The sequence below is a fragment of the Myxococcus xanthus genome (genome assembly GCF_006402735.1).
GTDB lineage: Bacteria > Myxococcota > Myxococcia > Myxococcales > Myxococcaceae > Myxococcus > Myxococcus xanthus_A.
Genome location: NZ_CP017174.1, coordinates 776,442 through 798,018, shown reverse-complemented (window position 1 = coordinate 798,018; position 21,577 = coordinate 776,442). Strand labels below are relative to the sequence as shown.

At 68.9% G+C, this 21,577-nt stretch carries 22 protein-coding genes; 12 read left to right on the top strand and 10 right to left on the bottom strand.

Annotation, left to right across the window (positions count from 1 at the left end):
• Positions 1 to 10 precede the first annotated feature (10 nt).
• From BHS09_RS03495 to BHS09_RS03475, 5 genes are all read left to right on the top strand, one after another.
• Positions 11 to 883: an ABC transporter ATP-binding protein gene (locus tag BHS09_RS03495; protein WP_140797158.1), complete on the top strand. Its 873-nt coding sequence runs from the start codon at positions 11 to 13 to the stop codon at positions 881 to 883.
• Positions 873 to 4,436, top strand: coding sequence for a M1 family aminopeptidase (locus BHS09_RS03490; RefSeq protein ID WP_140797157.1), 3,564 nt, complete (start codon positions 873 to 875; stop codon positions 4,434 to 4,436). Before BHS09_RS03495 ends, BHS09_RS03490 begins: the two co-directional genes overlap by 11 nt.
• A gap of 155 nt (positions 4,437 to 4,591) precedes the next feature.
• A complete protein-coding gene (locus BHS09_RS03485; protein ID WP_237078013.1) occupies positions 4,592 to 5,401 on the top strand; it encodes a M57 family metalloprotease in 810 nt (269 codons plus the stop codon).
• Positions 5,402 to 5,641: 240 nt separating this feature from the next.
• Positions 5,642 to 6,613: an aldo/keto reductase gene (locus BHS09_RS03480; protein WP_140797156.1), complete on the top strand. Its 972-nt coding sequence runs from the start codon at positions 5,642 to 5,644 to the stop codon at positions 6,611 to 6,613.
• 144 nt (positions 6,614 to 6,757) lie between these two features.
• Positions 6,758 to 7,138 carry a hypothetical protein gene (locus tag BHS09_RS03475; RefSeq protein ID WP_140797155.1) on the top strand — a complete coding sequence of 127 codons (381 nt, stop codon included), beginning with the start codon at positions 6,758 to 6,760 and terminating at the stop codon, positions 7,136 to 7,138.
• A 68-nt stretch (positions 7,139 to 7,206) separates the two neighbouring features.
• On the opposite strand, the gene BHS09_RS03470 is transcribed toward BHS09_RS03475, so the two are convergent.
• The 4 genes from BHS09_RS03470 to BHS09_RS03455 all read right to left on the bottom strand — a co-directional run bounded on the left by BHS09_RS03470 (position 7,207) and on the right by BHS09_RS03455 (position 9,256).
• Positions 7,207 to 7,752, bottom strand: coding sequence for an SRPBCC family protein (locus tag BHS09_RS03470; protein ID WP_237078012.1), 546 nt, complete (start codon positions 7,750 to 7,752; stop codon positions 7,207 to 7,209).
• Positions 7,753 to 7,793: 41 nt separating this feature from the next.
• Positions 7,794 to 8,282 (bottom strand): SRPBCC family protein, encoded by a 489-nt coding sequence (locus BHS09_RS03465; RefSeq protein WP_140797154.1) that lies wholly within the window; start codon positions 8,280 to 8,282, stop codon positions 7,794 to 7,796.
• 99 nt (positions 8,283 to 8,381) lie between these two features.
• Complete coding sequence (locus tag BHS09_RS03460; RefSeq protein ID WP_140787193.1) at positions 8,382 to 8,702, bottom strand: transcriptional regulator; 321 nt, start codon at positions 8,700 to 8,702, stop codon at positions 8,382 to 8,384.
• Positions 8,699 to 9,256: an SPW repeat domain-containing protein gene (locus BHS09_RS03455; RefSeq protein WP_237080174.1), complete on the bottom strand. Its 558-nt coding sequence runs from the start codon at positions 9,254 to 9,256 to the stop codon at positions 8,699 to 8,701. Before BHS09_RS03455 ends, BHS09_RS03460 begins: the two co-directional genes overlap by 4 nt.
• Positions 9,257 to 9,523: 267 nt before the next feature.
• Between BHS09_RS03455 and BHS09_RS03450 the strand changes: the two genes are divergently transcribed.
• From BHS09_RS03450 to BHS09_RS03440, 3 genes are all read left to right on the top strand, one after another.
• Positions 9,524 to 9,727, top strand: a complete 204-nt coding sequence (locus tag BHS09_RS03450) for a cold-shock protein (protein WP_002635980.1) — start codon at positions 9,524 to 9,526, stop codon at positions 9,725 to 9,727.
• Between the two features lie 93 nt (positions 9,728 to 9,820).
• Positions 9,821 to 10,387, top strand: a complete 567-nt coding sequence (locus BHS09_RS03445) for an endonuclease dU (protein WP_140787192.1) — start codon at positions 9,821 to 9,823, stop codon at positions 10,385 to 10,387.
• 200 nt (positions 10,388 to 10,587) lie between these two features.
• Positions 10,588 to 11,016 (top strand): hypothetical protein, encoded by a 429-nt coding sequence (locus tag BHS09_RS03440; RefSeq protein ID WP_174258632.1) that lies wholly within the window; start codon positions 10,588 to 10,590, stop codon positions 11,014 to 11,016.
• A 54-nt stretch (positions 11,017 to 11,070) separates the two neighbouring features.
• On the opposite strand, the gene BHS09_RS03435 is transcribed toward BHS09_RS03440, so the two are convergent.
• Entirely contained in the window at positions 11,071 to 11,628 is a 558-nt protein-coding gene (locus BHS09_RS03435) for a DUF2378 family protein (RefSeq protein WP_140797152.1), read from the bottom strand.
• 55 nt (positions 11,629 to 11,683) lie between these two features.
• On the opposite strand from BHS09_RS03435, the gene BHS09_RS03430 reads away from it, so the two are divergent.
• On the top strand, positions 11,684 to 12,436 hold the full coding sequence (locus tag BHS09_RS03430) for a DEAD/DEAH box helicase family protein (RefSeq protein ID WP_140797151.1): 753 nt from the start codon (positions 11,684 to 11,686) through the stop codon (positions 12,434 to 12,436).
• 22 nt (positions 12,437 to 12,458) lie between these two features.
• Here BHS09_RS03430 and BHS09_RS03425 read toward each other — a convergent pair whose 3' ends face one another.
• The 4 genes from BHS09_RS03425 to BHS09_RS03410 form a co-directional block, all read right to left on the bottom strand.
• Positions 12,459 to 15,578, bottom strand: coding sequence for an efflux RND transporter permease subunit (locus BHS09_RS03425; RefSeq protein ID WP_140797150.1), 3,120 nt, complete (start codon positions 15,576 to 15,578; stop codon positions 12,459 to 12,461).
• 12 nt (positions 15,579 to 15,590) lie between these two features.
• Positions 15,591 to 16,700, bottom strand: coding sequence for an efflux RND transporter periplasmic adaptor subunit (locus tag BHS09_RS03420; RefSeq protein ID WP_140797149.1), 1,110 nt, complete (start codon positions 16,698 to 16,700; stop codon positions 15,591 to 15,593).
• Entirely contained in the window at positions 16,697 to 17,428 is a 732-nt protein-coding gene (locus tag BHS09_RS03415) for a TetR/AcrR family transcriptional regulator (RefSeq protein WP_237078010.1), read from the bottom strand. Before BHS09_RS03415 ends, BHS09_RS03420 begins: the two co-directional genes overlap by 4 nt.
• Positions 17,429 to 17,526: 98 nt before the next feature.
• A complete protein-coding gene (locus BHS09_RS03410) occupies positions 17,527 to 18,204 on the bottom strand; it encodes a DUF2293 domain-containing protein (protein WP_140873157.1) in 678 nt (225 codons plus the stop codon).
• A gap of 120 nt (positions 18,205 to 18,324) precedes the next feature.
• On the opposite strand from BHS09_RS03410, the gene rnz reads away from it, so the two are divergent.
• Complete coding sequence (gene rnz / locus BHS09_RS03405; protein ID WP_140797147.1) at positions 18,325 to 19,248, top strand: ribonuclease Z; 924 nt, start codon at positions 18,325 to 18,327, stop codon at positions 19,246 to 19,248.
• Positions 19,249 to 19,250: 2 nt separating this feature from the next.
• Here the strand turns inward: rnz and BHS09_RS03400 are convergent, their stop codons facing one another.
• Entirely contained in the window at positions 19,251 to 19,775 is a 525-nt protein-coding gene (locus BHS09_RS03400) for a hypothetical protein (RefSeq protein ID WP_140787173.1), read from the bottom strand.
• Positions 19,776 to 19,976: 201 nt separating this feature from the next.
• On the opposite strand from BHS09_RS03400, the gene BHS09_RS03395 reads away from it, so the two are divergent.
• The gene (locus BHS09_RS03395) at positions 19,977 to 20,750 is read left to right on the top strand and encodes a rhomboid family intramembrane serine protease (RefSeq protein WP_140787171.1); all 774 of its coding nucleotides are present in this window, start codon (positions 19,977 to 19,979) and stop codon (positions 20,748 to 20,750) included.
• A gap of 100 nt (positions 20,751 to 20,850) precedes the next feature.
• Entirely contained in the window at positions 20,851 to 21,549 is a 699-nt protein-coding gene (locus tag BHS09_RS03390) for a hypothetical protein (RefSeq protein ID WP_237080173.1), read from the top strand.
• Positions 21,550 to 21,577 lie beyond the last annotated feature (28 nt).

Sequence of the window (21,577 nt, the reverse complement as noted above, 5' to 3'; positions counted from 1 at the left end):
CCGGTCCCCCATGCTCCGCCTCTCCGCCATCTCGAAGACCTACCCCAACGGCGTCAGAGCACTCCAGGGCATCGACCTCACCATCGAGAAGGGGCTCTTCGGGCTGCTGGGCCCCAATGGCGCGGGGAAGTCCACGCTCATGCGCATCCTGGCCACGCTCCAACTGCCTGACGAGGGGCAGCTCCTCTTCGACGGCGTCGACGTGCTCGCGGCCCCACAAGCGCACCGGCGGCACCTGGGCTACCTGCCCCAGGACTTCGGTGTGTACCCGGGCGTGTCCGCCGTGGAGCTGCTGGACCATCTGGGCGTGCTCAAGGGTTTGACGAACGCGCGCCAGCGCCGCGAGCAGGTGGACGCGCTGCTTCATCAAACCAACCTCCACGCGCACCGGAAGAAGGCCGTCAGCGGCTTCTCTGGAGGCATGCGGCAGCGCTTCGGCATCGCGCAGGCCCTGCTGGGCCAGCCTCGGATGCTCATCGTCGACGAGCCCACCGCGGGACTGGACCCTGAGGAGCGCAACCGCTTCCACAACCTCCTCAGCGAGGTGGCGGAGGACATCGTGGTGCTGTTGTCCACCCACATCGTCGAGGACGTCCGCCAGCTCTGTCCCCGCATGGCCATCCTGTCCGGAGGCCGGGTGCTGCGCGAAGGCATCCCCGAGCAACTCGTCACCGAGCTGACGGGCCGCGTGTGGCGCAAGACGGTGGAGAAACTCGAGGTCCCCGCCCTCCGCGCTTCCCAGACGGTGCTCTCCACGCAGCTGTCGGGAGGCAGGACGGTGCTCCGCGTGCTGGCGGACGAAGCGCCCGCGCCGGGCTTCGAGCGCGTGCCACCGGACCTGGAAGACGTCTACTTCGCCGCCCTGGTCGGACATGGCCGGTGAGCTGATTCGCTTCGAGTGGCGCTTCCAGACGCGCCAGGCCGCCTTCCTCGTGGCCGTCGCCGCCTTCCTGGGAATGGCGTTCGTGTTCGTCGGCACGGGCTATGGCCCGGACAACGCCCACGTCAACTCCCCGGCGTCCGTCATGCAGTCGCTGGGGTTCCTGTCACTGTTCTCCATCTTCGTGCTCAGCGCCTTCTGCGCGAACGCCGCCCTGCGGGACAGCGAGCACCGGATGGAGGCGCTTGTCTACGCGACGCCCGTCTCCAAGCTCACGTACCTGTCGGTCCGGCTCGCGGGCGCGCTGCTGGCGGCGCTCGCCGTGTTCACCGTCACCGCGCTGGGGCTGATGCTAGCGCCATGGGTCCTCGACGTGGCCCCTGAGCGGCGCGCGAGCTGGGAGGTCCTCCGCTATGCCTGGGCGCTCGCCGTCATGGTGCTGCCCAACCTGCTCTTCGCCGCGTCGCTGCTGTTCGCCGTCGCCACGCTGACACGCAGCGCGCTGGCCACCTATGTCGGCGCCGTCTTCCTCTACGCGCTCTACTTCGTGGGGGCGCTGATGGGGGACTCCCCCTTGATGGCGGGCACCGCGCCGCAGACACCGGAGGCCCTGGCGCGCGCCGCCCTGCTGGACCCGTTCGGCCTGTCCGCCTTCTTCGCCCAGACGCGCTACTGGACCGAACACGAGCGCAACACCCGCCTGCTCCATCTGGAAGGTGCCTTCCTGCACAACCGGCTCCTATGGATGGGCGTCTCCGCCGGGGTGCTGGCCTTCGTCTACCAGCGCTTCTCCTTCCGCGCGGCGTCCGGCGCGACGCCCCGGAGCATCGCGTCCGAGACGGCGGCCCCCGGCAGCGTCCCCTACCGCCCCGTGGAGCCGGAACGCGACGAGGGCGCCCGGTTCCGCGCCGCCCTGGTATCCACGTGGAAGATGGAGACCCACGCCATCCTCAAGAGCCGGGCCTTCCTGGCGTTGATGGCGCTCTGGGTCTTCGTGCTCGGCATGGAGGTCGCCGCCAGCGCCACGCAGGCGGAATACGGCACGCGGCTGCTGCCCACCACGGGGCTGCTTCTACAAGCCATCCAGCCGCCGCTCTTCCTCTTTGGCTCGCTGTGCGTGGTCTACTTCGGCGCCGAGCTCGTCTGGCGGGAGCGCGGGGTCCGTCTGAGCGAACTCCTCGACGCGACGCCCGCCTCCAGCGCCGTGTTCTATCTGTCGAAGCTGGCGGTGCTGGCCCTGCAGGTCCTCGTGTTGACGGCCTCCGCGGTGGGCATCGCCGTGCTGTACCAGTTCTCGCGAGGCCACCGCCCCCTGGAGCCAGCGCTGTACCTGTCGCTGCTGTACTTCTCCGGACTGCCGCTGCTGCTGTTCGCGGTGGCGGTGCTGTGGCTCCAGACGCTGAGTCCCCACCGTTATGTGGGGATGTTCCTGGGCTTGCTCCTGGCGCTGGCCATGCGGCAGGGCGGCCTCGTGGGACTGGAGCACGGCCTGCTGCGCTACGCGAGCGGGCCGCCGCTGCGCTACTCCGACATGAATGGCTTTGGAGCCAGCGTCCACGGCTTCAACGCATACTTGGTGTACTGGAGCGCCCTGGCGGGTGTGCTGGGGCTGCTCACTTGTGGCCTGTGGCGGCGCGGCGTCAGCCCTCCGCTGCGTGCGAGCCTCGCGGCCCTCCCCCAGGTGTGGGGACGAAGAGGCCAGACGGCGGTAACGGCGTGCCTGGCCCTCTTCGTGCTGGCGGGAGGCTTCATCTTCCACGGCACGAATGTGCTCAACCGCTACGAGACGCGCGCCCAGCTCGCCGATTGGAAGGCCGACTACGAGAAGGCCTACCAGCGCTACGAATCCTTCCCCCAGCCCAGCATCGTCGCCGTGAAGGCCCGCGTCGACCTGTACCCAGAAGAAGCGCGCTATCACGCGACCGGACGCTATGTGCTGGAGAACCGGACGCAAGCGCCCATCCAACGCGTGTGGATCTCCGTGCGCCGCGACGTGCGCCACGCCACGCTCTCGTTGCAAGGGGCCCGACAGGTCCACCACGACAGCCGCTTCGGCATGTCCGCCTTCGAGCTGGACACGCCGCTACCCCCCGGCGCGAAGACCGGGCTCACGTTCTCAATCGAGACGGAGCGGCGAGGCATTCGCGAAGGCGCGCGCGACACCTCCATCGCCGGGAACGGCTCGTTCATCTCCAACCAGGAGGCATTTCCCGCCATCGGATACCGGAAGGGCTACGAGCTCGACGACGCCCGGGAGCGGCGCCAGCGAGGACTGCCGGAGACGCCTCGGGTGGAGGCGGAGGCCGCGGGCGACCTGGGGCTCGCGGAGGGTGGCGGCGGGCAGCGCGCCTGGACCACGCTGGACCTGACGGTGTCGACCCCGGACACCCAGCTCGCGGTGGCCCCAGGCGAGCTGAGGCAGACGTGGAATGAGGAGGACCGACGCGTCTTCCGCTACGTCATGGAGCGCCCCATGCTCAACTGGTTCGCCCTCGTCTCCGCGCGCTACGCGGTGAAGAAGGAGAAACACCGGGGCGTGGACGTGGAGGTGTATTACCACCCCGGGCATGCCCACAACGTGGAGCGGATGCTGCGCGCGGCGACACGCTCGCTGGAGGTGCTCGAGGAGCAACTCGGCCGCTACCCCCACCGACAGCTTCGCATCGTGGAGGTGCCTTCCACCTGGGGCTTCGGTGCGCTCGCGCTGTCGAACACCATCTACTACCCCGAGCACCGAGGCTTCCTCACCGCTTCGGGTGAGCAGGACACCGTGGACCTCATCACCCGGCGCATCGCACACGAGGTGGCGCACCAATGGTGGGGCCATCAGGTCGACCCGGTGAGCGGTCCCGGCGGACTGCTCATCACCGAGTCCTTGGCGAAGTACGCCGAGCAGCGAGTGCTGAAGGCCCTCCACGGCGAGGCCCAGGTGCGTCAGGTGCTGGCCTTCGACCTGGACCGTTACCTGCGGGGCCGCGCGGAGGAGCACGGCGAGGAACCTCCACTCCTCCAGACGAAGGACGAGCCCTACCTCTATTACGGCAAGGGCGCGTTGGTGATGCACGCCCTGGCGGACCTCCTCGGTGAGGCCGCGCTCGACCGGGCCCTGCGCAAGCTCGTCCAGCAGCATGCCCACCCGAAGCCTCAGCCCACCGCGAGCGACCTGCTCGCCCTGTTGCATGAAGAGGCCACCGAGGAGGCGCGGCCGCTCGTGGACCAGTGGCTGACGCAGGTCGTGCTGTACGAGCTGAAGGTGGAGTCCGCCGCCGTCGAGCCCCTGGCGGATGGCCGCTACCGCGTCACCGCGCGGATATCGGCGTCGAAGCACGCACGCCAGAACGGACAGGACGTCCCCCTGCCCATGAACGAGTCCCTCGACGTGGCGGTGTTGTCCCAGGATGCAACGCTGTACGCAGCGAAACACCGTTTCACAGGCGGTATCACCGAGGTCTCCCTCACCGTGGACCAACGCCCCGTCTCCATCGGTGTCGACCCCTTCCTCCGCCGCGTCTCGCTGGAGCGGACCGGCACCGTCTGGAAGTTGGAACAACCCTAATCACATATCCCTGAGTCAGAGCAGACTCTCTCCCCTCCGGTGGGACTCGAAACCCGGTTCAGAATTCGCGTGGACCTGTGTGTCCGTTTTTTCGGAGCCGGGGTCTTCTTCTCGCTTTTTGTTTCAATTCCGAGAATCCGCTCCGAGGGTCCACCATGGCTAAGTTTCACTCCGTTGCGCTTCTGGCAGGCATCTCCCTCCTTGGCTCCGCGTGCGGCGCTCCTGAGTCCGAGACGCAGGATACGCAGCAGGTCTCGTTCGAGGAGTTCCGCGCCAGCGCGTACCAGGAGCCGGAGTCGGGTGGCTTCGTCGTCGACGGTGACATCTTCCTGCCGACGGAGTCGGAGCTGCGCGAGTTCTACGAGCAGGCCGTCAGCGGCATTGGCACCCAGCAGGGCGCGCTGGCCGTGTATTACAGCGGTGGACGCGACATCAAATGGAGCGCCAGCCAGGCGCTCAACCTCACGTACTGCGTGAGCACCAAGTTCGGGAGCAACTACACGCGCGTGGTCAATGCGATGAAGAGCGCCGCGGCGGAGTGGGAGGCGGCTGCCAACGTCAAGTTCGTCCACGTCAGCGCTGAAGACTCGAAGTGCACCAACCGCAACAACAACGTCGTGTTCGACGTGAACCAGACCAACACGTCCCAGTACCTGGCGCGCGCCTTCTTCCCCAACAGCGCCCGCCGCAGCGCCAACGTCCTCATCTCGACCACGTCCTTCCAGAACATCTCCCCCTGGACGTTGGAGGGCGTGATTCGCCACGAGCTGGGTCACGTGCTGGGCTTCCGCCACGAGCACACCCGCCTCACCACCACCGGCTGCTACGAGGACAACGCCTGGCGCGCGCTGACGCCGTATGACGCCAGCTCCGTCATGCACTACCCGCAGTGCAGCGGCACCCAGACGGGTGACCTGGTGCTGACCAGCTACGACCGCAGCGGCGCCCGCGCGCTGTACCCGTAAGCCCTACGCTCGTCCGCCGGCCCCAAGGGCCACCGCCTTCATGGTGGTGGCCCTTTTTCGTTTCACCAACGCCGCCTCGACGCGCGTCCGGGTTGGCTGCCCGACACCTGGCGTGGGCGTCACCGCAAACCCCTGGCCCCCATGCGCCGCGGATGCCCTGAATGCACGGCACCCGCGGGCGGTGAACGGCCGGGCCGTCCTCGGCGGAGGGAGCCTGCCTCCGGCCATCGAGGAGTCGCCATGAAGTACACGCAATTGGGCCGCTCGGGGCTCTCCGTCAGCCGGCTGTGCCTGGGCACCATGAACTTCGGTTGGACGGCCGAGGAGCCCGAGTCCCACGCCATCATGGATTCCGCGCTCGACCGCGGCATCAACTTCTTCGACACCGCCAACGTCTACGGCTTTGGAGAGAACAAGGGCCGCACCGAGGAGGTCATCGGCAACTGGTTCGCCAAGGGCGGCCGGCGGCGCGAGCGCACCGTGCTCGCGACCAAGCTCTATGCGCCCATGGGTGACTGGCCCAACGAGGGCAAGCTGTCCGCGCTCAACATCCGCCGCGCGCTGGATGCCAGCTTGAAGCGGCTGCGCACGGACTACGTCGACCTCTATCAGTTCCACCACATCGACCGCGCCACGCCCTGGGAGGAGATCTGGCAGGCCATGGAGGTGGCCGTGGCGCAGGGAAAGGTGCTCTACGTCGGCAGCAGCAACTTCGCGGGCTGGCACATCGCCCAGGCCCAGGCCGTGGCGGCACGGCGCAACTTCACCGGACTGGTCAGCGAACAGTCGCTCTACAACCTGATGGCCCGCACCGTGGAGCTGGAGGTGCTGCCCTCCGCGCAGTTCCATGGCGTAGGCATCCTTCCCTGGTCTCCCCTCCAGGGCGGACTGCTGGGCGGCGTGCTCCGTAAGGAGCGCGAGGGCAAGCGCCGTCTGGAAGGACGCGCCAAGGAAGCCCTCCAGAAGCACCGTGAGCGCATCGAGCGCTACGAGGCGCTCGCCGACGAGCTCGGACATGAGCCCGGAGACGTCGCGCTGGCGTGGCTGCTGCACCAGCCCGCCGTCACCGCGCCCATCATCGGACCGCGAACGTCCGCCCAGCTCGACGCCGCCATCCGCGCGGCCGATGTCACTCTTGATGCCAAAACACTGTCACGCTTGGATGACATCTTCCCGGGCCACAAACCCGCCCCGGAGGACTATGCCTGGTGACGCACCGGGCGAGACATAAAGGGTTACAAATCCCTCTCAAACGGTCGAAAAAGACACCCAGCCATCACGGAGCGTCACTATTGACGACAGGAAATTCCTTTCATATTTCCTGTCGCGGTGTCCCCCAACAGAAGAGAGGTTCTCATGAAGTCGATGGCTGGAATCTTCGTCATGGCGCTGGTGATGCTGACCTCCTGCGGGCCCGTGCCCACCGAGGAGCAGACCCAGGGAGGTAACGACGTCACCGCCGAGGACCACTTCCGCACGCAGGAGGCCGCGCTGACCGGTGACTGTTTCGTGCGGATCGAGTGCCAGGGTGGGAGTATCAAGGAGTGCAATGGCACGGGCTTCGCCTGTTCGGCCAGCAGCGCCAACGGCGGCACCGTGACTTGCAACGGCAACTCCCAGACCTGCAGGCCCATCATCTTGGAGCCCACCTGCAGCTGCCGGGCGGATGGCTGCTGCAATCAGCTGTGCGCCAGCACCGACCCGGACTGCCGCTTCGACCCCCAAGACCCGATGTAAGCACTGGCCTCCGGGGCGGTCCTCCAAGGGCCGCACCCGGATGCACCGCTGGAGCGCCGGTGGCAGCGTTACTCAAAGCCCGGGCGCGTGATGTACTCGGCGTGGGCGCGCTCGTAGGCCTCCCAGAAGTTCGGCGAGCGCTGCCCGTTCAGACGGTCGACCAGGAGGTCGAGGTGCGTATGCCAGCCTCCCGCCACGCTGCGCAGGGAATCCCGGCCGTTGAGGCGCACGTGGGTGACGGTCAGCAGGACGCCGTCCTCGCGCTCGGCCAGCTCGAAGCGAACCTCTGACGGGTCCCCGTGGTTCTCCGCCCACGTATAGGCAAACAGGTGCGGCGGCTCACACGCCGTCACGCGTCCCGCATTCACGTGGCCCTGTGCCATGTCCTCGTGGCGCGGCGGTGGGGCGCCGCCTTCCTCTGCCAGTTCGGAGTGGCGGAACAGCAGCTCCACCTTGCCACCGACCTTCGTCTCCGTGGGACCGCCCGCGAGCCACAGCCGGCGCTTCTCCGGCTCGGTGAGATAGGCCCACACGCGCTCGATGGGGCCGGGCAGCAGGCGCTCGATACGGACGGTGTCGGAGGACAACAGGCGGGCGTGCGAGTCTCGTTTCATGGCGCCTTCGGTCATGCGTGGGGGTGGGGGAAACCGCGGCGTCAGACGAGGTGCCGCGCGTCCTCGGGGACATGGTCCGGAACGAGCGCGAGCGCGATGCCGTGCTCCAGCCAGGCCTTGGCCCCGGCGAGGAGCAGGTTGAAGCCCCCGGTGCTGTCCAGCGCTCGCGCCACGACGACCTTGTCGTCACCCCGGAAGCCGGACTCGACGACGCGGACATACGTGCGGTCCGGCGACAGCGCCGTGAAGGTCCACTCGACGAAGGTCATCACACCCGGGTCGCCCCACTCGATGCGCAGGCGGGCGCCGGGCTCGAAGTCCAACACGTTCACGGTGGCCGACACGCCATAGGTGTCCCAGAACCACTGCGCCGTGCCGCCGGGCTGGAGCCGCGCGCTGCCCCGGCTGAACCAGAACTTCGTGGTGATTGCGGGGTCCACGAAGGCCGCGAAGACGTCCGCCACGGGACGGCGAATCATCATCATCGCCGTGGCAACCGGCGCACCCTTGTCATTCCCTGTCGACGCCATGACGCACTCCCGATATTCATCCAATTGGTTGAATATTTCAGCCATCACCGCTCGATTGTCAACCGAATGGTGAAATCTCCACCTCGCCCCCAGGCGCGTTCAACCGATGACGCGGAAGGCCGGCGGATCGATGCGCGTGGCGCGGCACTGGGGGCAGGCGCCGGGCCGCGTGAAGCGCCTGCGGTCCTTGAAGGTGAAGCCACACGCCAGGCAGGAGGCGGGCAACACCTCCAGGCGGGCGCCCTGGGCCTTGAGGGACTTCTCCAGGTGCTCCAGGTGCCCGGCCACGTCCTTCTCGGAGATGCCCACCAGGGCGGAGAGGTCCTTCGCGGTGAGGCCGCTCTCCGGGGCGGACGTCAGCGCCGCCTCCAGCGCGCCGCGCACGGTGCTGCCGCGCGCTGGAGGAACAGGGGCACTCACGCGCCAATCGCCCCCGGGTCCGTCGCCAGCTCGCCGCCCAGGTGCATGCCCGTCTGGCACCGATAGTCCGTCACCAGCGACGCGAGCACGGTCGTCACGCCCACCGCCACGTGGATGGCCGCGGCCAGCGGGCTGCGCTTCGCGTAGCCCAGCACGAAGGGCGCGAGGATGAACGCGGCGCCAAAGGCATAGTCGGCGATTTCATGCGCTTCGATGGGGATGAGCTTGGTCAAGCTGATGCGGTAATCCGTCAACAATGACACACCGAGGATGGTGGACCCCAGGGCAATGCCCGCGGACTTCGCCACGGCATCTCCGGACAACACCCCCGCCACCACCGAAGCCGTCCCGCCCTTGTAGTGCATGAGCGAGTGCAGGTCCTGGGGCACCCACCGGCGCAACGGCAGCCGCCCCAGCAGCGGACGGGAGAGGATGCCAGCGGCGGCGCTCCGGTCCATGGCGCGGCGCACGCCCCGCCGGAAGCGCCCTTCCGGAGGCACCGGGGAAGGGACGAGTCTGGGGGTGGACGGACTCAGGGTCTGCGGTTCAGCCATGTGGCGCTCCTTCCAGTCTTGCCGTCGTGAAGTCGCCACTACGGTAGGCACGCGGCCCGTGACGCACGGCGATGCGCCCCTCGCCTGCCCGGGCACCGGGGGTAGGAAGCCTGTCCACCCGCGAATTCCTGGCTGCTGGGCAACCAGGGGGGCTTCCACTCGGTGGCCCGCCCCGGGCAGACTATGGCTCGCAGCACGGCCCTTCAGTTTCTGAGAGGGCGATATCCGCGGCCACCCCAGCCGCTTTGGAACGAAAGAACGCGATTCATGGCAACCGGTACCGTCAAGTGGTTCAACGATGCGAAGGGTTTTGGGTTCATCGTGCAGGACGGCGGCGGTGAGGACGTGTTCGTCCATCACAGCGCCATCAACATGGATGGCTTCCGCACCCTGCAGGAAGGCCAGAAGGTGGAGTTCGAAGTAGGCCGAGGCCCCAAGGGTCTGCAGGCGCAGAACGTTCGCGCGGCCTGAACGGCGGTCCGGCGAAGCCATGAAAGCCCGGTCTCGCGGATGGCGAGTCCGGGCTTTCTCTTTGCGGGCTCCCCCTGAGAGGCTGCGCGGCCCATGCGCCTGCCCCGCTTCCCGCGTGTCATCGGCTTCGACGACGGCCCCTTCGCGCGCCGCCCCGGCGCCGCCGTGCCCCTGGCGGGCGTGGTGTGTGGAGGCACGCGCTTCGAAGGGCTCGTCTGGGGACGGGTGCGCCGCGACGGCTGGAACGCCACGCAGGAGGTGTGCCGGCTGCTGGAAGGCGGGAAGTTCCTCCCGCAGCTCCACCTGGTGCTGCTGGATGGCATTGCGTTCGGCGGCTTCAATGTCGTGGACCTGCCCCTGCTGGCAAGCCGGCTGAAGCGGCCGTGCGTGGCGGTGATGCGGCGGCCACCGGACCTGGGCGCGGTGGAGCGCGCGCTGCGGCGGCTGCCTCGCGCGGACGCGCGCTGGGCGAAGCTGAAGCGCGCGGGTCCCATCCACCAGCTGGGAGGTTTCACCTTCCAGGTGCAGGGCGCGGAGCCCGCATGGGTGGCCCAGGCGCTGGCCCGCGTGACGGACCGCGGCCTCGTCCCCGAGGCCCTGCGGCTGGCGCACCTCATCGGCTCCGCCGTCGTCACCGGCCAGAGCAGCCAGCGCGCCTGAACCTTTCCCAGACGGGTTTCACCTCCTGGCAGAGGATTGCGCCGCCACCACATGTGGGCACCAGCGCGCGGAATCTTCCACCTGCGCCAGACAATCCAGACACGCTTGCACACCCTTCCAGCCATGAACCTGCCCTGGAGGGCTGCATGGAACCCCGTTTGTTTTCATGTTAATCTTTGCCTCGCGAGGAGGGCGCACGCATGTTCGAAGTCATCAATGACAAGAATCGCCGTACCGTCACCGTGCGGTTGAGTGGGTTCGTCAGGCCGAACGAGATGCGGGACTTCGCGAGCCGGTATCGTCACGAAACAGACTCCTATGGAGGAGGACGACACCTGGTGCTCGCGGACATGCGTGGGCTCAGGACCCTGGAGCCGGAGTCCGCCAGCCTCTTCGGAGAGGTGGTGGCCTACGGCCGGCAGATGGGCTGCGTCATGTGCGCGCACGTCTCGGACTCCACCATCGCCCGGTTGCAGACGGCGCGGGTGGCCTCGGCGGCGGCGGCGGACAACGACATCACGGTGGACTGCGTGTCGCTGGAGGAAGCGCACTCGCAGCTCGCCAAGGCGCGCTCGCGTTACTTCCTGGGCGCGGCTCCGGAAGGCGCGGTGGAGCACGCGGCGCGCTGAGAAACACCTCCAGGCTGGAGCAGGATGGCTCCAGCCCATGGAAGCCCAGCAGGCTCAGGCCTCGTCGCCGGTGCGCCACGTGAGCCGGTAGGTGACGCCTTCGTCGGTGAAGGCGCGCACCTGCACCTCGGCATGCAGCGCTCCCACGGCGCGCAGGCCCGCGCGCAGCGCGCCTTGCGTGAAGTAGCGGATGGCCCCGGCCTCGTTCATCCACAGGTCCACTTCGGAGGGGGACACGTCGTCCAGGCGTGTCTCCGTGTAGTTGTTCCCGGAGCGGAACATCTGCCGGGCCCGGCTCACGCACCGGCGGGGGCCCAGGAGCTGAATCACACCGAAGGCCGCGCGCCCCAGCACCGTCTCCCGGTAGCCGTCCACCATGCGCTCACCCAGCAGCGCGTAGCCCACGTCGTCGGGCACGTCCGGGTGCAGCTCGCGCGCGGCCACGCGCACGGCGGAGCACCATGTTTCAAAGGAGTAGGCGGGCTGTAGCTTGCGCTCCAGGTCCACGCCCACCTCCCGCAGCCGCTCGCGGAGCACGGGGGTGACGCGGGCGCCCAGTCCTCGCACGAAGAGACCCTCCAAGGTGTGCTCGAAGACGAGCTTCTCCGGCATGTTCAGCAGTGTACCCTTCCTCCGCTAGGATGTGCGGCGAGGGGGTAGGAATTCCATGGGTCTGCAACGAGAGCTCGCCATCCTGGCCATGAAAGCCACGCCGCTGCCGGGGAAGAAGAACTTCCTGGCGGAGGCCGGTATCGCCACACCGGTGCCCGCCATCCGCGGGTCGATTGGCGCGGTGGCGCATGAACCGTTCATGGCCTTCGACACCAAGCGGCTGATGGACCTGCTGGTGGCCTTCACCATCGGAGACTTCCCGGAGCGGGCCGGTTGCTCCAACTACTTCAACCCGCACAGCCCCTGGTACAACGTCTTCTACGGCACCTACGGCATCCGCTCGTACAAGCGGGATGGCAGCCCGTGGGGATTCACCCGCGACGGCCGCCCGGACCTGGACGAGATGCTGGAGATTCCGCGGCTCGACTACAACTTCCTCACGGCCGGGGAGCTGGGCTGCCCCGCGTCGAAGATGTGCTTCGAGGTGCTGGACGTGCGCCAGGGCCGTGAAGGCCCGTGGCACATGGCGGAGGTGAGCTGCATCATCCCCAGCGGGCTGCACCGGGTGCAGGACGCGCAGGCGCCGGACCTCACGTATTACGCCGTGTTCGGCGTGCCAGAGGAGGACTACCTCGTGGGCGGCCGGGAGAGCTACGAGCCGGTCCGCATGCGCGGGCGCATGTACTTCCGCCCGGTGGCCGAACGCCTCACGCTCGTCTGGGGCGGACTCTGCCCGGACACGGCCGACGGCCAGCGGCTGATGGGCGCCATCATGGATGCGATGGCGCCGCTGTACGCGAGGGGATGAACGTCCCCCGAGCCTGTGGACCTCAGGCCGCCTGACCGGGCTTGGGCTCCACCTGGTGCGGCGGCGCGGCGGCGGCATCGTCGCGCGGACGGCTGCGCTTGAAGCCCAGGCGCTCCATGCCGGCGAACACCACCGGCACCACCAGCAGCGTGAGGAAGGTGGAGGTGATGACGCCACCAATCACGGAGATGGCCATGGGTGCGCGGAACTCGGAACCCGTGCCCGTGCCCACCGCCGTGGGCACCATGGCGATGGCCATGGCCGCGCTCGTCATCAGGATGGGCCGCAGCCGGCGCGGGCCCGCCTTGAGCAGCGCTTCGTCCACCGTGTCGCCTTCCCGCAGGTTCTGAAGCGCGCCGTCGATGAGCAGAATCGCGTTCTTCGTCACCAGGCCCATCAGCAGGATGATGCCAATCATGGCGCCCATGGACAGGTGGAAGCCCGTGACCACCAGTCCCAACAGCGCGCCCACCAGGGCCAGTGGCAGCGACACCATGATGGTGAGCGGGTGCTTGTAGGACTCGAACTGGCTGGCGAGCACCATGTAGATGAAGACGAAGGCCAGACCGAACGCCGCGCCGAAGGCGTCGTTCTGCTCGTCCAGGTTCTTCATCTGCCCGTCGTAGATGAGCGCGTAGCCCGGTGGCAGCGACTGGGCCGCCACGCGCGCCTTCAGCTCCCGGGCGATGTCGCCCAGCGCCGCGCCCGGGCCCAGCTGCGAGTACACGGCGATCTGCCGCTCGCGATTCTCATGCTCGATGAGGCTGGGGCCGTTCTTCATCTCCACCCGGGCCACGTCCGTCAGCGGGCGCAGGCCGCTGGGCGTGTACACCTCCAACTGGCGCACGCGCTCCGGCGTGGCGCGGTCCTTCTCCGACAGGCGCACGCGGATGTCCGTCTCGGTGATGCCCTCGCGCAGCTTCGCCACCACGTCACCGCCAATGGCCAGCCGCAGCTGCGTGGCCAGCGCGCCCGCGTGCAGGTCCACGTCGCTGGCGCGCGCCCGGTCGATGAGCACCTGCATCTCCGGCTTGGGCGGGTTGGACTCCACGCGCACGTCCGCGGTGCCCGGCAGCTCGCGGAGGATGCCCGCGACGCGCTCGGCCTCCTCATTGACGCGCGCCAGGTCCGGCCCGGTGATGCGCACCATGATGGGGTAGTAGTCGCCCATGCCCTCCAGGATGGGCGGGTCGCTCAGGTTCACCCGCGTGCCCACCAGCCCTGGCTCCAGCAGCGCGCGTGCATCCTCCTTCAGCACCTGGATGCCCTTGGTGCGCGCGTCCTTGCCCACCGTCAGCACGCGCATGCGGGACTTGTTCACATCGCCGTCCTTGCCGACGATGGAGTAGACGTCCGTCACCTCCGGCAGCTGGCGCAGCAGCACCTCCGCGTCGGCGGTGCGGGCCTCCGTCTCCCGGATGCTGGCCGAGTCCGGCAGCGTCAGGTCCACGAAGAACTGCGAGCGGTCCTCCGCGGGCATGAACTCCATGCCCAGGCGGCTGGCGCCTCCGAAGGACACCACCAGCAGCACCAGCGTGAGGCCCACCGTCGTCCACTTGTGCGCCAGCACCCAGCGGAGGATGGACTCGTAGACGCGCTCGGTGCCGTCCAGGAAGCGGCGCAGCGCGGCGGCCACCGCGTTCTCCTGGCGGACCTCGCCCGGCACGCGCCGCTTCGCCAGCCGCGCCGACATCATCGGGTCCAGCGTGAAGGAGATGAACAGGGAAATCAGCACCGCCACGGAGATGGTGATGCCGAACTGCCGGAAGAACTGGCCGACGATGCCGGGCATGAAGGCCACCGGCACGAACACCGCCACCAGCGACAGCGTGGTGGCGAGCACCGCCAGGCCCACGTCCTTGGTGCCGTTGGACGCGGCGCTCACCGGGTCTTCACCCTTCTCCAGCCGGTGGGTAATCGCCTCGCGAACCACCACCGCGTCGTCGATGAGCAGACCGATGGCCAGCGACAGGCCCAGCAGCGTCATCTGGTTGAGCGTGTAGTCCAGCACGTACATCACGAAGAAGGTGCCCAGCACGGAGGTGGGCAGCGCCAGCGCCGAGATGAAGGTGCCACGCACGTCCAGCAGGAAGATGAGGATGATGAGCACCGCCATCGCGCCACCGAAGATGAGCGCCACCCAGACCTCGTGCGCGTTCTCCTGGATGAGGTCCGACTGGTTGATGAGCAGCGTGGCCTGGAAGCCATGCCCCACCACCGAGCCCATCTGCGACATCACCTGCCGCACCGCATCGCTCACCGCGACGGTGTTGGAGCCCGGCTGCTTGACGATTTCCAGGATGACGGCGTCCTGCCCGTTGAGGCGCGCCAGGGTGCGCCGCTCCGCCACGCCGTCCGTCACGCTGGCGATTTCGCCCAACCGCACCTGCGCGCCCGTCGCGCTGCGCGCCACCGGCAGGTCGCGGATTTCATCCACGTTCTGGAACTGCCCCAGCGAGCGCACCGTCATCTCGGAGGCGCCCAGCTGGAGCCGGCCCGCGGGCAGGTCCAGGTTCTCCAACGCCACGCGCTGGGCGATGCCCAGCGGAGACACGCCCGCCGCGCGCGCCTTGTCCAAATCGATGTCGATTTGCACCTCGCGCGTGTCACCGCCCGTGACGCGCACCTCGGCGGCGCCTTCCAACTGCGCGAGCGCGGGCTTCACGCGGTCGTCGATGAGCCGGCGCAGCTCCTGCGAGGGCAGCGCCGCCGAGACGGCGTAGGTGAGGATGGGCGTGGCCCCCAGGTCCACGCGGCCGATGACGGGCGCGTCCGCGTCCTGGGGCAGGCGACTGACGATGCCGGCGACCTTGTCGCGCACGTCCTGCACCGCGCGGTCCAGCGGGGCGGTCATCTTGAACTGCACCACCACGATGCCCACGTTCTCCCGGCTGTAGGAGTGAATCTTGTCCACGCCGCTGATGCCAGCGACGGCGTCTTCGAGGGGCTTGATGACCTGCGTTTCGATTTCGCCCGGACCCGCGCCCTTGTAGACGGTGTTGATGACCACCACCGGGAAGGACACGTCCGGATAGAGGTCGGTGCCCAGGCGGCCCAGGCCCATGAGGCCAAGCACGACGAGGCACAGCGACAACATCGCGGTGAAGACGGGCCTGCGGATGGAGACGTCGCTGAGCAGCATGGAGAGGGCTCCCTACTTCACGGAGACGCGGGCGCCCTGCGACAGGCCCGGAGTGGGGTGGTCAACGACGGAGTCGAGCGGCGAGGACGCCAGCACCACCACCTCGCCCTGCTCGCGCCGCTCCAACACCCGCACGTCCACACGACGCACCTGACCGGACGCCACCACCCAGACATGGTCCCCGTTGAGGGCCGACAACGCGCTGCCCGGCAGCACCTGGGCGTCCTGCGCCTGCCCCAGTGAGAGGACCGCCCGCGCCAGCGTGTGCGCCACGAAGCGGCCATCCGCGTTGGGGACGGCCAGCTCCACCGGGATGCGGCGCGTGGCGGGGTCCGCGGAGGGAAGGATGGTGCGCACCACCGCCTCGTCCGAGGACACGCGCGCGCCCACCGACTCCACGCGCACCTTGGCGCCGGGCTCCAGTTGCGAGCGCAGGGCCTCCGACACCGTCGTCTTCAAGAGCAGCGTGTCCAGGCGCTCCAGGTTGAACAGCGGCGTGCCCGGCGCCACCGTCGCGCCCGTCTGCTCCGGTGCGTCGATGATGGTGCCGTCGAAGGGCGCCCGCAGCTCGTGCCGGCGGCGGGACGCGCGCGCCTGGGCCAGCTGCGCCTTGGCGGCCATCCACTGCGCCTGCGCCTGCGCGGCATTGGCGCTGGCGGTGCGGTGGGCCACCTCGCTCACCCCACCCTGCTGCTGGAGCTTCTCGTTGCGGGCGGCCACGTCGGCGGCCATGGTGGAGGCGGCCTCCGCGGCGGCCACCGCGGCCTCAGCCTGGGCCACCTGCGCGTCGGCGATCTCCGGGTCCAGCTGCGCCAGCACATCGCCCTTCTTCACCCCCTGCCCCTTCTTCACCCGGACGACCGCCAGGCGGCCTCCCACCTCGAAGCCCACCATCAATCCCTGCGCGGGAAACAGCGTGCCCGTCACCGACTCGCTCGGCGCGGCCCGCACCGTCCGCGCGGAGACGACCTTCACCGTGGGCACCACCTCCTGCGCCGAGCCCTTGGCGGGCGGCGACGACGAGGCATCCGCCTTCTGGCATGCGGTCAGCGACAGCACGGCGGCGGCCATGCCCGCCGCGGCGAACACGCGGACAGCGGACGGCTTCAGGTTGGGTTTCACGAGCGTTTCCTCGAGGTCTTTCGGGGGTTCTCGGCGGCGGCACGAGGCCGCCGCGCAACACGCTTGGACGGGGCGGGCGACGCCGGACGGGTGCCCTCCTGGCACAGCCGCTGGAGCGTGTTCGCCCACGCGTTCAGGTCCGGCTTCTCATCCAGCCGCGCCATCTGCGTGGAGAGCAGCAGGAAGGACCCGACGATGATGGAGGCGAAGATTCGCGCGTCCAACTCCGGGTCCATGGCGCCAGCCTCCTGCAGCCGCCGGAAGTCGTGGGAAATGCGCTCCACCTGGGCATCCGTCACGCGCCACAGCAGGGATTCGAACTCCGTGCCCTGGCTGCCGCTGGTGAGGACCAGGGACACGTCCCGGAACTCCCACACCCAATCCAGGGCCTCCAGGTCGTGCTCTTTCTCCAGTTGGAGGAACCGCAGGTAGCGCTCGCTGCGCTCGATGCGGTCCTGCGCGCCCGGGATGCCGTGCGTCTGGAAGAAGCCCTCCATGCGCGCCATGCGACGCCCGTTCATCTCCATCAGCCCGGACTCGAACGCGCCCACCACCTCCCCGAACAGCGCCTCCTTGGACGGAAAGTGCAGGTAGAAGGCGCCCTTGGACAGCCCGCACGCGGCGGTGATGTCCTCGATGCGCGCCCCCTTCAGCCCCCGGCGAGCGAACTCCCGCCGGGCCGCGGACACCAGCGCACTGCGAGCGTGAGGGTCGGCGGGACGGGCCATGCTGGCCGGATTCCTAACCCGCCGGTCATTAACCACACAAGGTTTCTGAACACCGGGTCAGTAATCCAAAGACTGCGACTGTGGGTGCGTTCCGCCGCTCAGGTCCGCGTCAGCGCGGTGCACAGCGGGCACGCTGCGGGCCCGTGGGGAGCATCGCGACGGTGCAGGTCCAGCACGGCGCGGGAGATGTCCGCCAGCTCCCGGCGCACCTCCCGCCGGGCGCCCTTCACCCGAGCGATGCGCATGTCGTCGTAGCTCGTGGTCTGATGTCGCATCCACGCGATGACGGCGGCCTCGGCGCGGCGCTCCAGGGGGATGCGCTCGGTGCGGGCCACGGTGCCGCTGCCCACGGGGGTGGCATGGGTGGCGACGAGCACCGCCATGCGCTTGGCGTGCGGCAGCCACGCCGGGGAGAAGGCGAGGAAGCGCAGCACGGCGTTGGCGAAGTCGACCTCGTAGGCCTCCTGCTCGCGGGCGCGGCGCTCGCGTCCGGCGGCCAGCTTCTTCTCGTAGGCGGGGGTGGCGCGCTCGGCCTCGAGGACGGCGCGGGCGCGGAGGATGTGCGCTTCCGGCGCCCACACGCCCCGGGAGAAGAGCTTGCGGCCCACCTTCTCCGCCACGGTCCAGGAAGGCCCCGCCGCCTTCACGCGGCGGGTGAGCCCGGCGTCACCGGGGGGAAGCAGGGCCCAGCCGTCCGGCACGGTGAGCACGCGGCCATCCGGCGCGCGCACGCGGCGAGGGTCCGAAGTCGGCGCGAAGGTCAGGGATTCAGGCATGGTGAAGTCCGAGGTCGGGGGCGGCCACATAGCATGGGTGCCTCCAACCCTGGTAAATGGCCCCCTCGCGTCGGCGGTTGACTGGCGCGGGAGGTCCTCTAACGCGTGGGAAGTGCCGGCATGTCCCTCCTCAGGCTCACGTTCCTCGGTACATCCGCCGCGCAGCCCACGCTGCACCGGAACCTGTCCGGACTCGCGGTGAAGGCGCACGCGGACCTGCTGCTCTTCGACTGCGGTGAGGGCAGCCAGCGGCAGATGGTTCGCTACGGCACCGGCTTCACCGTGGACGCGGTGTTCTTCACGCATTTCCACGCGGACCACTACCTGGGCATCATCGGCTTCCTGCGCACGCTGGGCATGACGGGGCGCTCAGAGCCCATCCACCTGTACGGCCCGCCCTCCGCGAAGCGCCTGCTCCACCAGGCCGTCCACCTGGGCGTGGAGTCCATGTCCTTCCCAGTGGAGATTCACGAACTGAAGGACGGTGACGTGGTGCCACGCAAGGGCTACGCGGTCCACGCGGTGGGCGTGGACCACCGCATCAACGCCCTGGGCTACGCGCTGGTGGAGGACGACCGGCCCGGGCGCTTCAACCTGGACGTGGCGCGCTCGCTGGGTGTGCCGGAGGGCCCCAGCTTCGGAAAGCTCCAGCGGGGCGAGCCGGTGACGCTGGAGGACGGGCGGACGGTGAAGCCGGAGGACGTGCTGGGCGCGCCGCGCCCCGGGCGCCGGCTGGTCATCTCCGGGGACACGCGCCCGTGCCCGTCCATGGTGAAGGCCGCGAAGGACGCGGACCTGCTGGTCCACGAGTCCACCTTCTCCGACGACGAACAGGAGCGGGCCGTGGAGACCCGGCACTCCACCGCGCGGGAAGCGGCGCGTGTGGCGCGAGAGGCGGGAGCACGGCGGCTGGTGCTCACCCACCTCTCCAGCCGGCACGACACCGACCCCTCGAAGCTGCTCACGCAGGCGCGTGAGGAGTACCAGGGGCCGGTGGAGGTGGCCTTCGACGGGTTCACCGTCGAATTGCCCCTCCGGGACTGAGGCTACTGAATCTTCTCGGACTCGGCGCGCAGGGCCGACGCGGACTCGGCGTCCACGAGCTGGACCAGCTCCCACTCAAGCGCCTCGTCCCGGGTGATGTTGCCGCCGTCAGCCCGAACGGCGGGCTCGGTGATGTCACTCGCGCGGCCGGACGTGTTGGCGGCGCCCGCGGACTGCGTGACGAGCTGCCGGGTGAGCTCCACCGAGCACTGGCCCGGGCCCTTCTCGATGCCGCGCACCAGGTAGCGCACCTGGGTGGTGCCCAGCGACGACGGGGCGCCCTGCATCAACCACTCGGTGGTGGCCTCGAAGCCGCCCTGGCCCGTCTTGAAGGAGTAGCCCTTCTCCTTCAGCAGGGCGAGCGCCTGCGGATACACCTCCGCCACGGGCTTGCGGTAGACGTGGTTGCGCGCCTTCTCCAGCAGGAAGGCTTCGCGGCGGCGGCCGGCGCAACCAGTGGTGGTGAGGGACAGCGCGGCGACCACGAGGAGCGCGGCGGCGCCGCGCGACAGCATCGACAGGTTCATTTCTCAGGACTCCACGGGAGTATGAGGCGACTCAACATCCCTCAACTTTCTTCCCGCAGCCAAGTCTCCCCGGGGATGGTTTCCCTGGGCAAGCATCCCACCCGCTCCGCCCGTATGGGTGTCCATGCGTCCAGCGCCGCACATCCAGGCCCCCTCCGCCGCCGCGCCCCGCCAGGGAGATGCGCATGATGGGGCCCCCACATGATTCCCATCAGCGACGACAACCCCACCCTCCGCACTCCCGTCGTGACATACCTGCTGCTCGGCACCATCGGCTTCGTCTGGGTCTTCATCCAGGGCGCCGGCCTGGACGCCTACCGGCTGGCGGCCAGCGTCTGCAACCTGGGCATGGTGCCCGGCGAGCTGACGGGCAAGGCGGCGCTGGGCCTCCCCGTTCCCCTCGGAGACGGGCTGGCGTGCGTCGTGGACAACGAGCCCATCAACCTCCTCACCCCCATCACCTCCATGTTCCTGCACGGCGGCTGGGGACACCTGCTGGGCAACTGCCTCTTCTTCTGGGTCTTCGGCAACAACGTCGAGGACAGCATGGGCCGCCTGCGCTTCGTGGTGTTCTACCTGCTGTGCGGACTGGCCGCGGCGGCGGCGCACCTGCTGGTGGACCCGAGCTCGCCGGTGCCCACCGTGGGCGCTTCCGGCGCCATCTCCGGCGTCATGGGCGCGTACCTGCTGCTCTATCCACGGGTGCGGGTGAACATGCTGTTCATCATCGTCATCTTCATCCGCGTCTTCTCCGTGCCCGCGTGGGCGGTGCTGCTGTGGTGGTTCTGCGTGCAGCTCTTCAGCGGCCTGCCCCAGCTCAACACGGTGAGCGCGGACGCGTCCGGCGGCGTCGCCTTCTGGGCGCACATCGGTGGCTTCGTGGCGGGCATGGCGCTCATCAAGCTGTTCCAGAACCCGCGATACACGAACCAGCGCACGTCGATGCGCCACCGGCTCCATCCCAACCATCCGTGAGGGAGGGCTGACTTTTCCGCATCCGCGAATTGCCAGACTTCGTGAAGCACTGCGTATCCAGGCTGTTGGGGCCAGACACCTGAAGGAAGCGCAGATGCGGATGAGCAAGACGAAGCGGCAGACGCTGGGGCTGACGATGGGCGCGGTGCTCGCGCTCACGGCCTGTGGGACGGAGCGCATGGAGCCGGCGCAGCCGCCCGTGGAGGCGGACGCAATGGAGAGCGTGGACGCGCAGGCGGCGGACGCGAAGCCGGTGGACATCATCGCGATGGAGAAGCAGTTGCAGGAGGCCAGCCTGGCGCCGCCGGCGCAGTGCAATGACCCGTCCTGTGAGGGCGGCGGTGGCGGCGGCGAGCCCGACCCCGACTGGCCCTACTACACGCTGTTCTGGCGGGCGAACCTGCTGTCCCTGAAGTGCATCACCACGTCGGACATCGACGGCAACGACGAGGCCTGGCTGGAGGCGGAGGTCACCGGCGACCATCAGTCCGAGGTCATCTGGAACGACGACTACATGACGCCGAACAAGCGGGTGGAGTGGAGCCCCCTGAATTCCTATCCGCCGCCGCTGCTGTTCACGACGAACACGGTGGGCGCGGGCGGCAAGCTGGTGGCGCTCTGGGACAAGAGCATGCACATCTTCGATGTGCAGGAGCAGATTGGCTGGACCACGCTGCGCGGCCAGACGGGGACCTTCACCGCGGTGCTGGAAGGCCACGGCGGCAAGTACGAGCTGACCTATCAGGTTGAATCCACGGGCTGCTCGCCACGCACGCAACCGTGCCCCACCAACCTGTAGTGACGTAGGCACGCTCGGAGGGGGACGC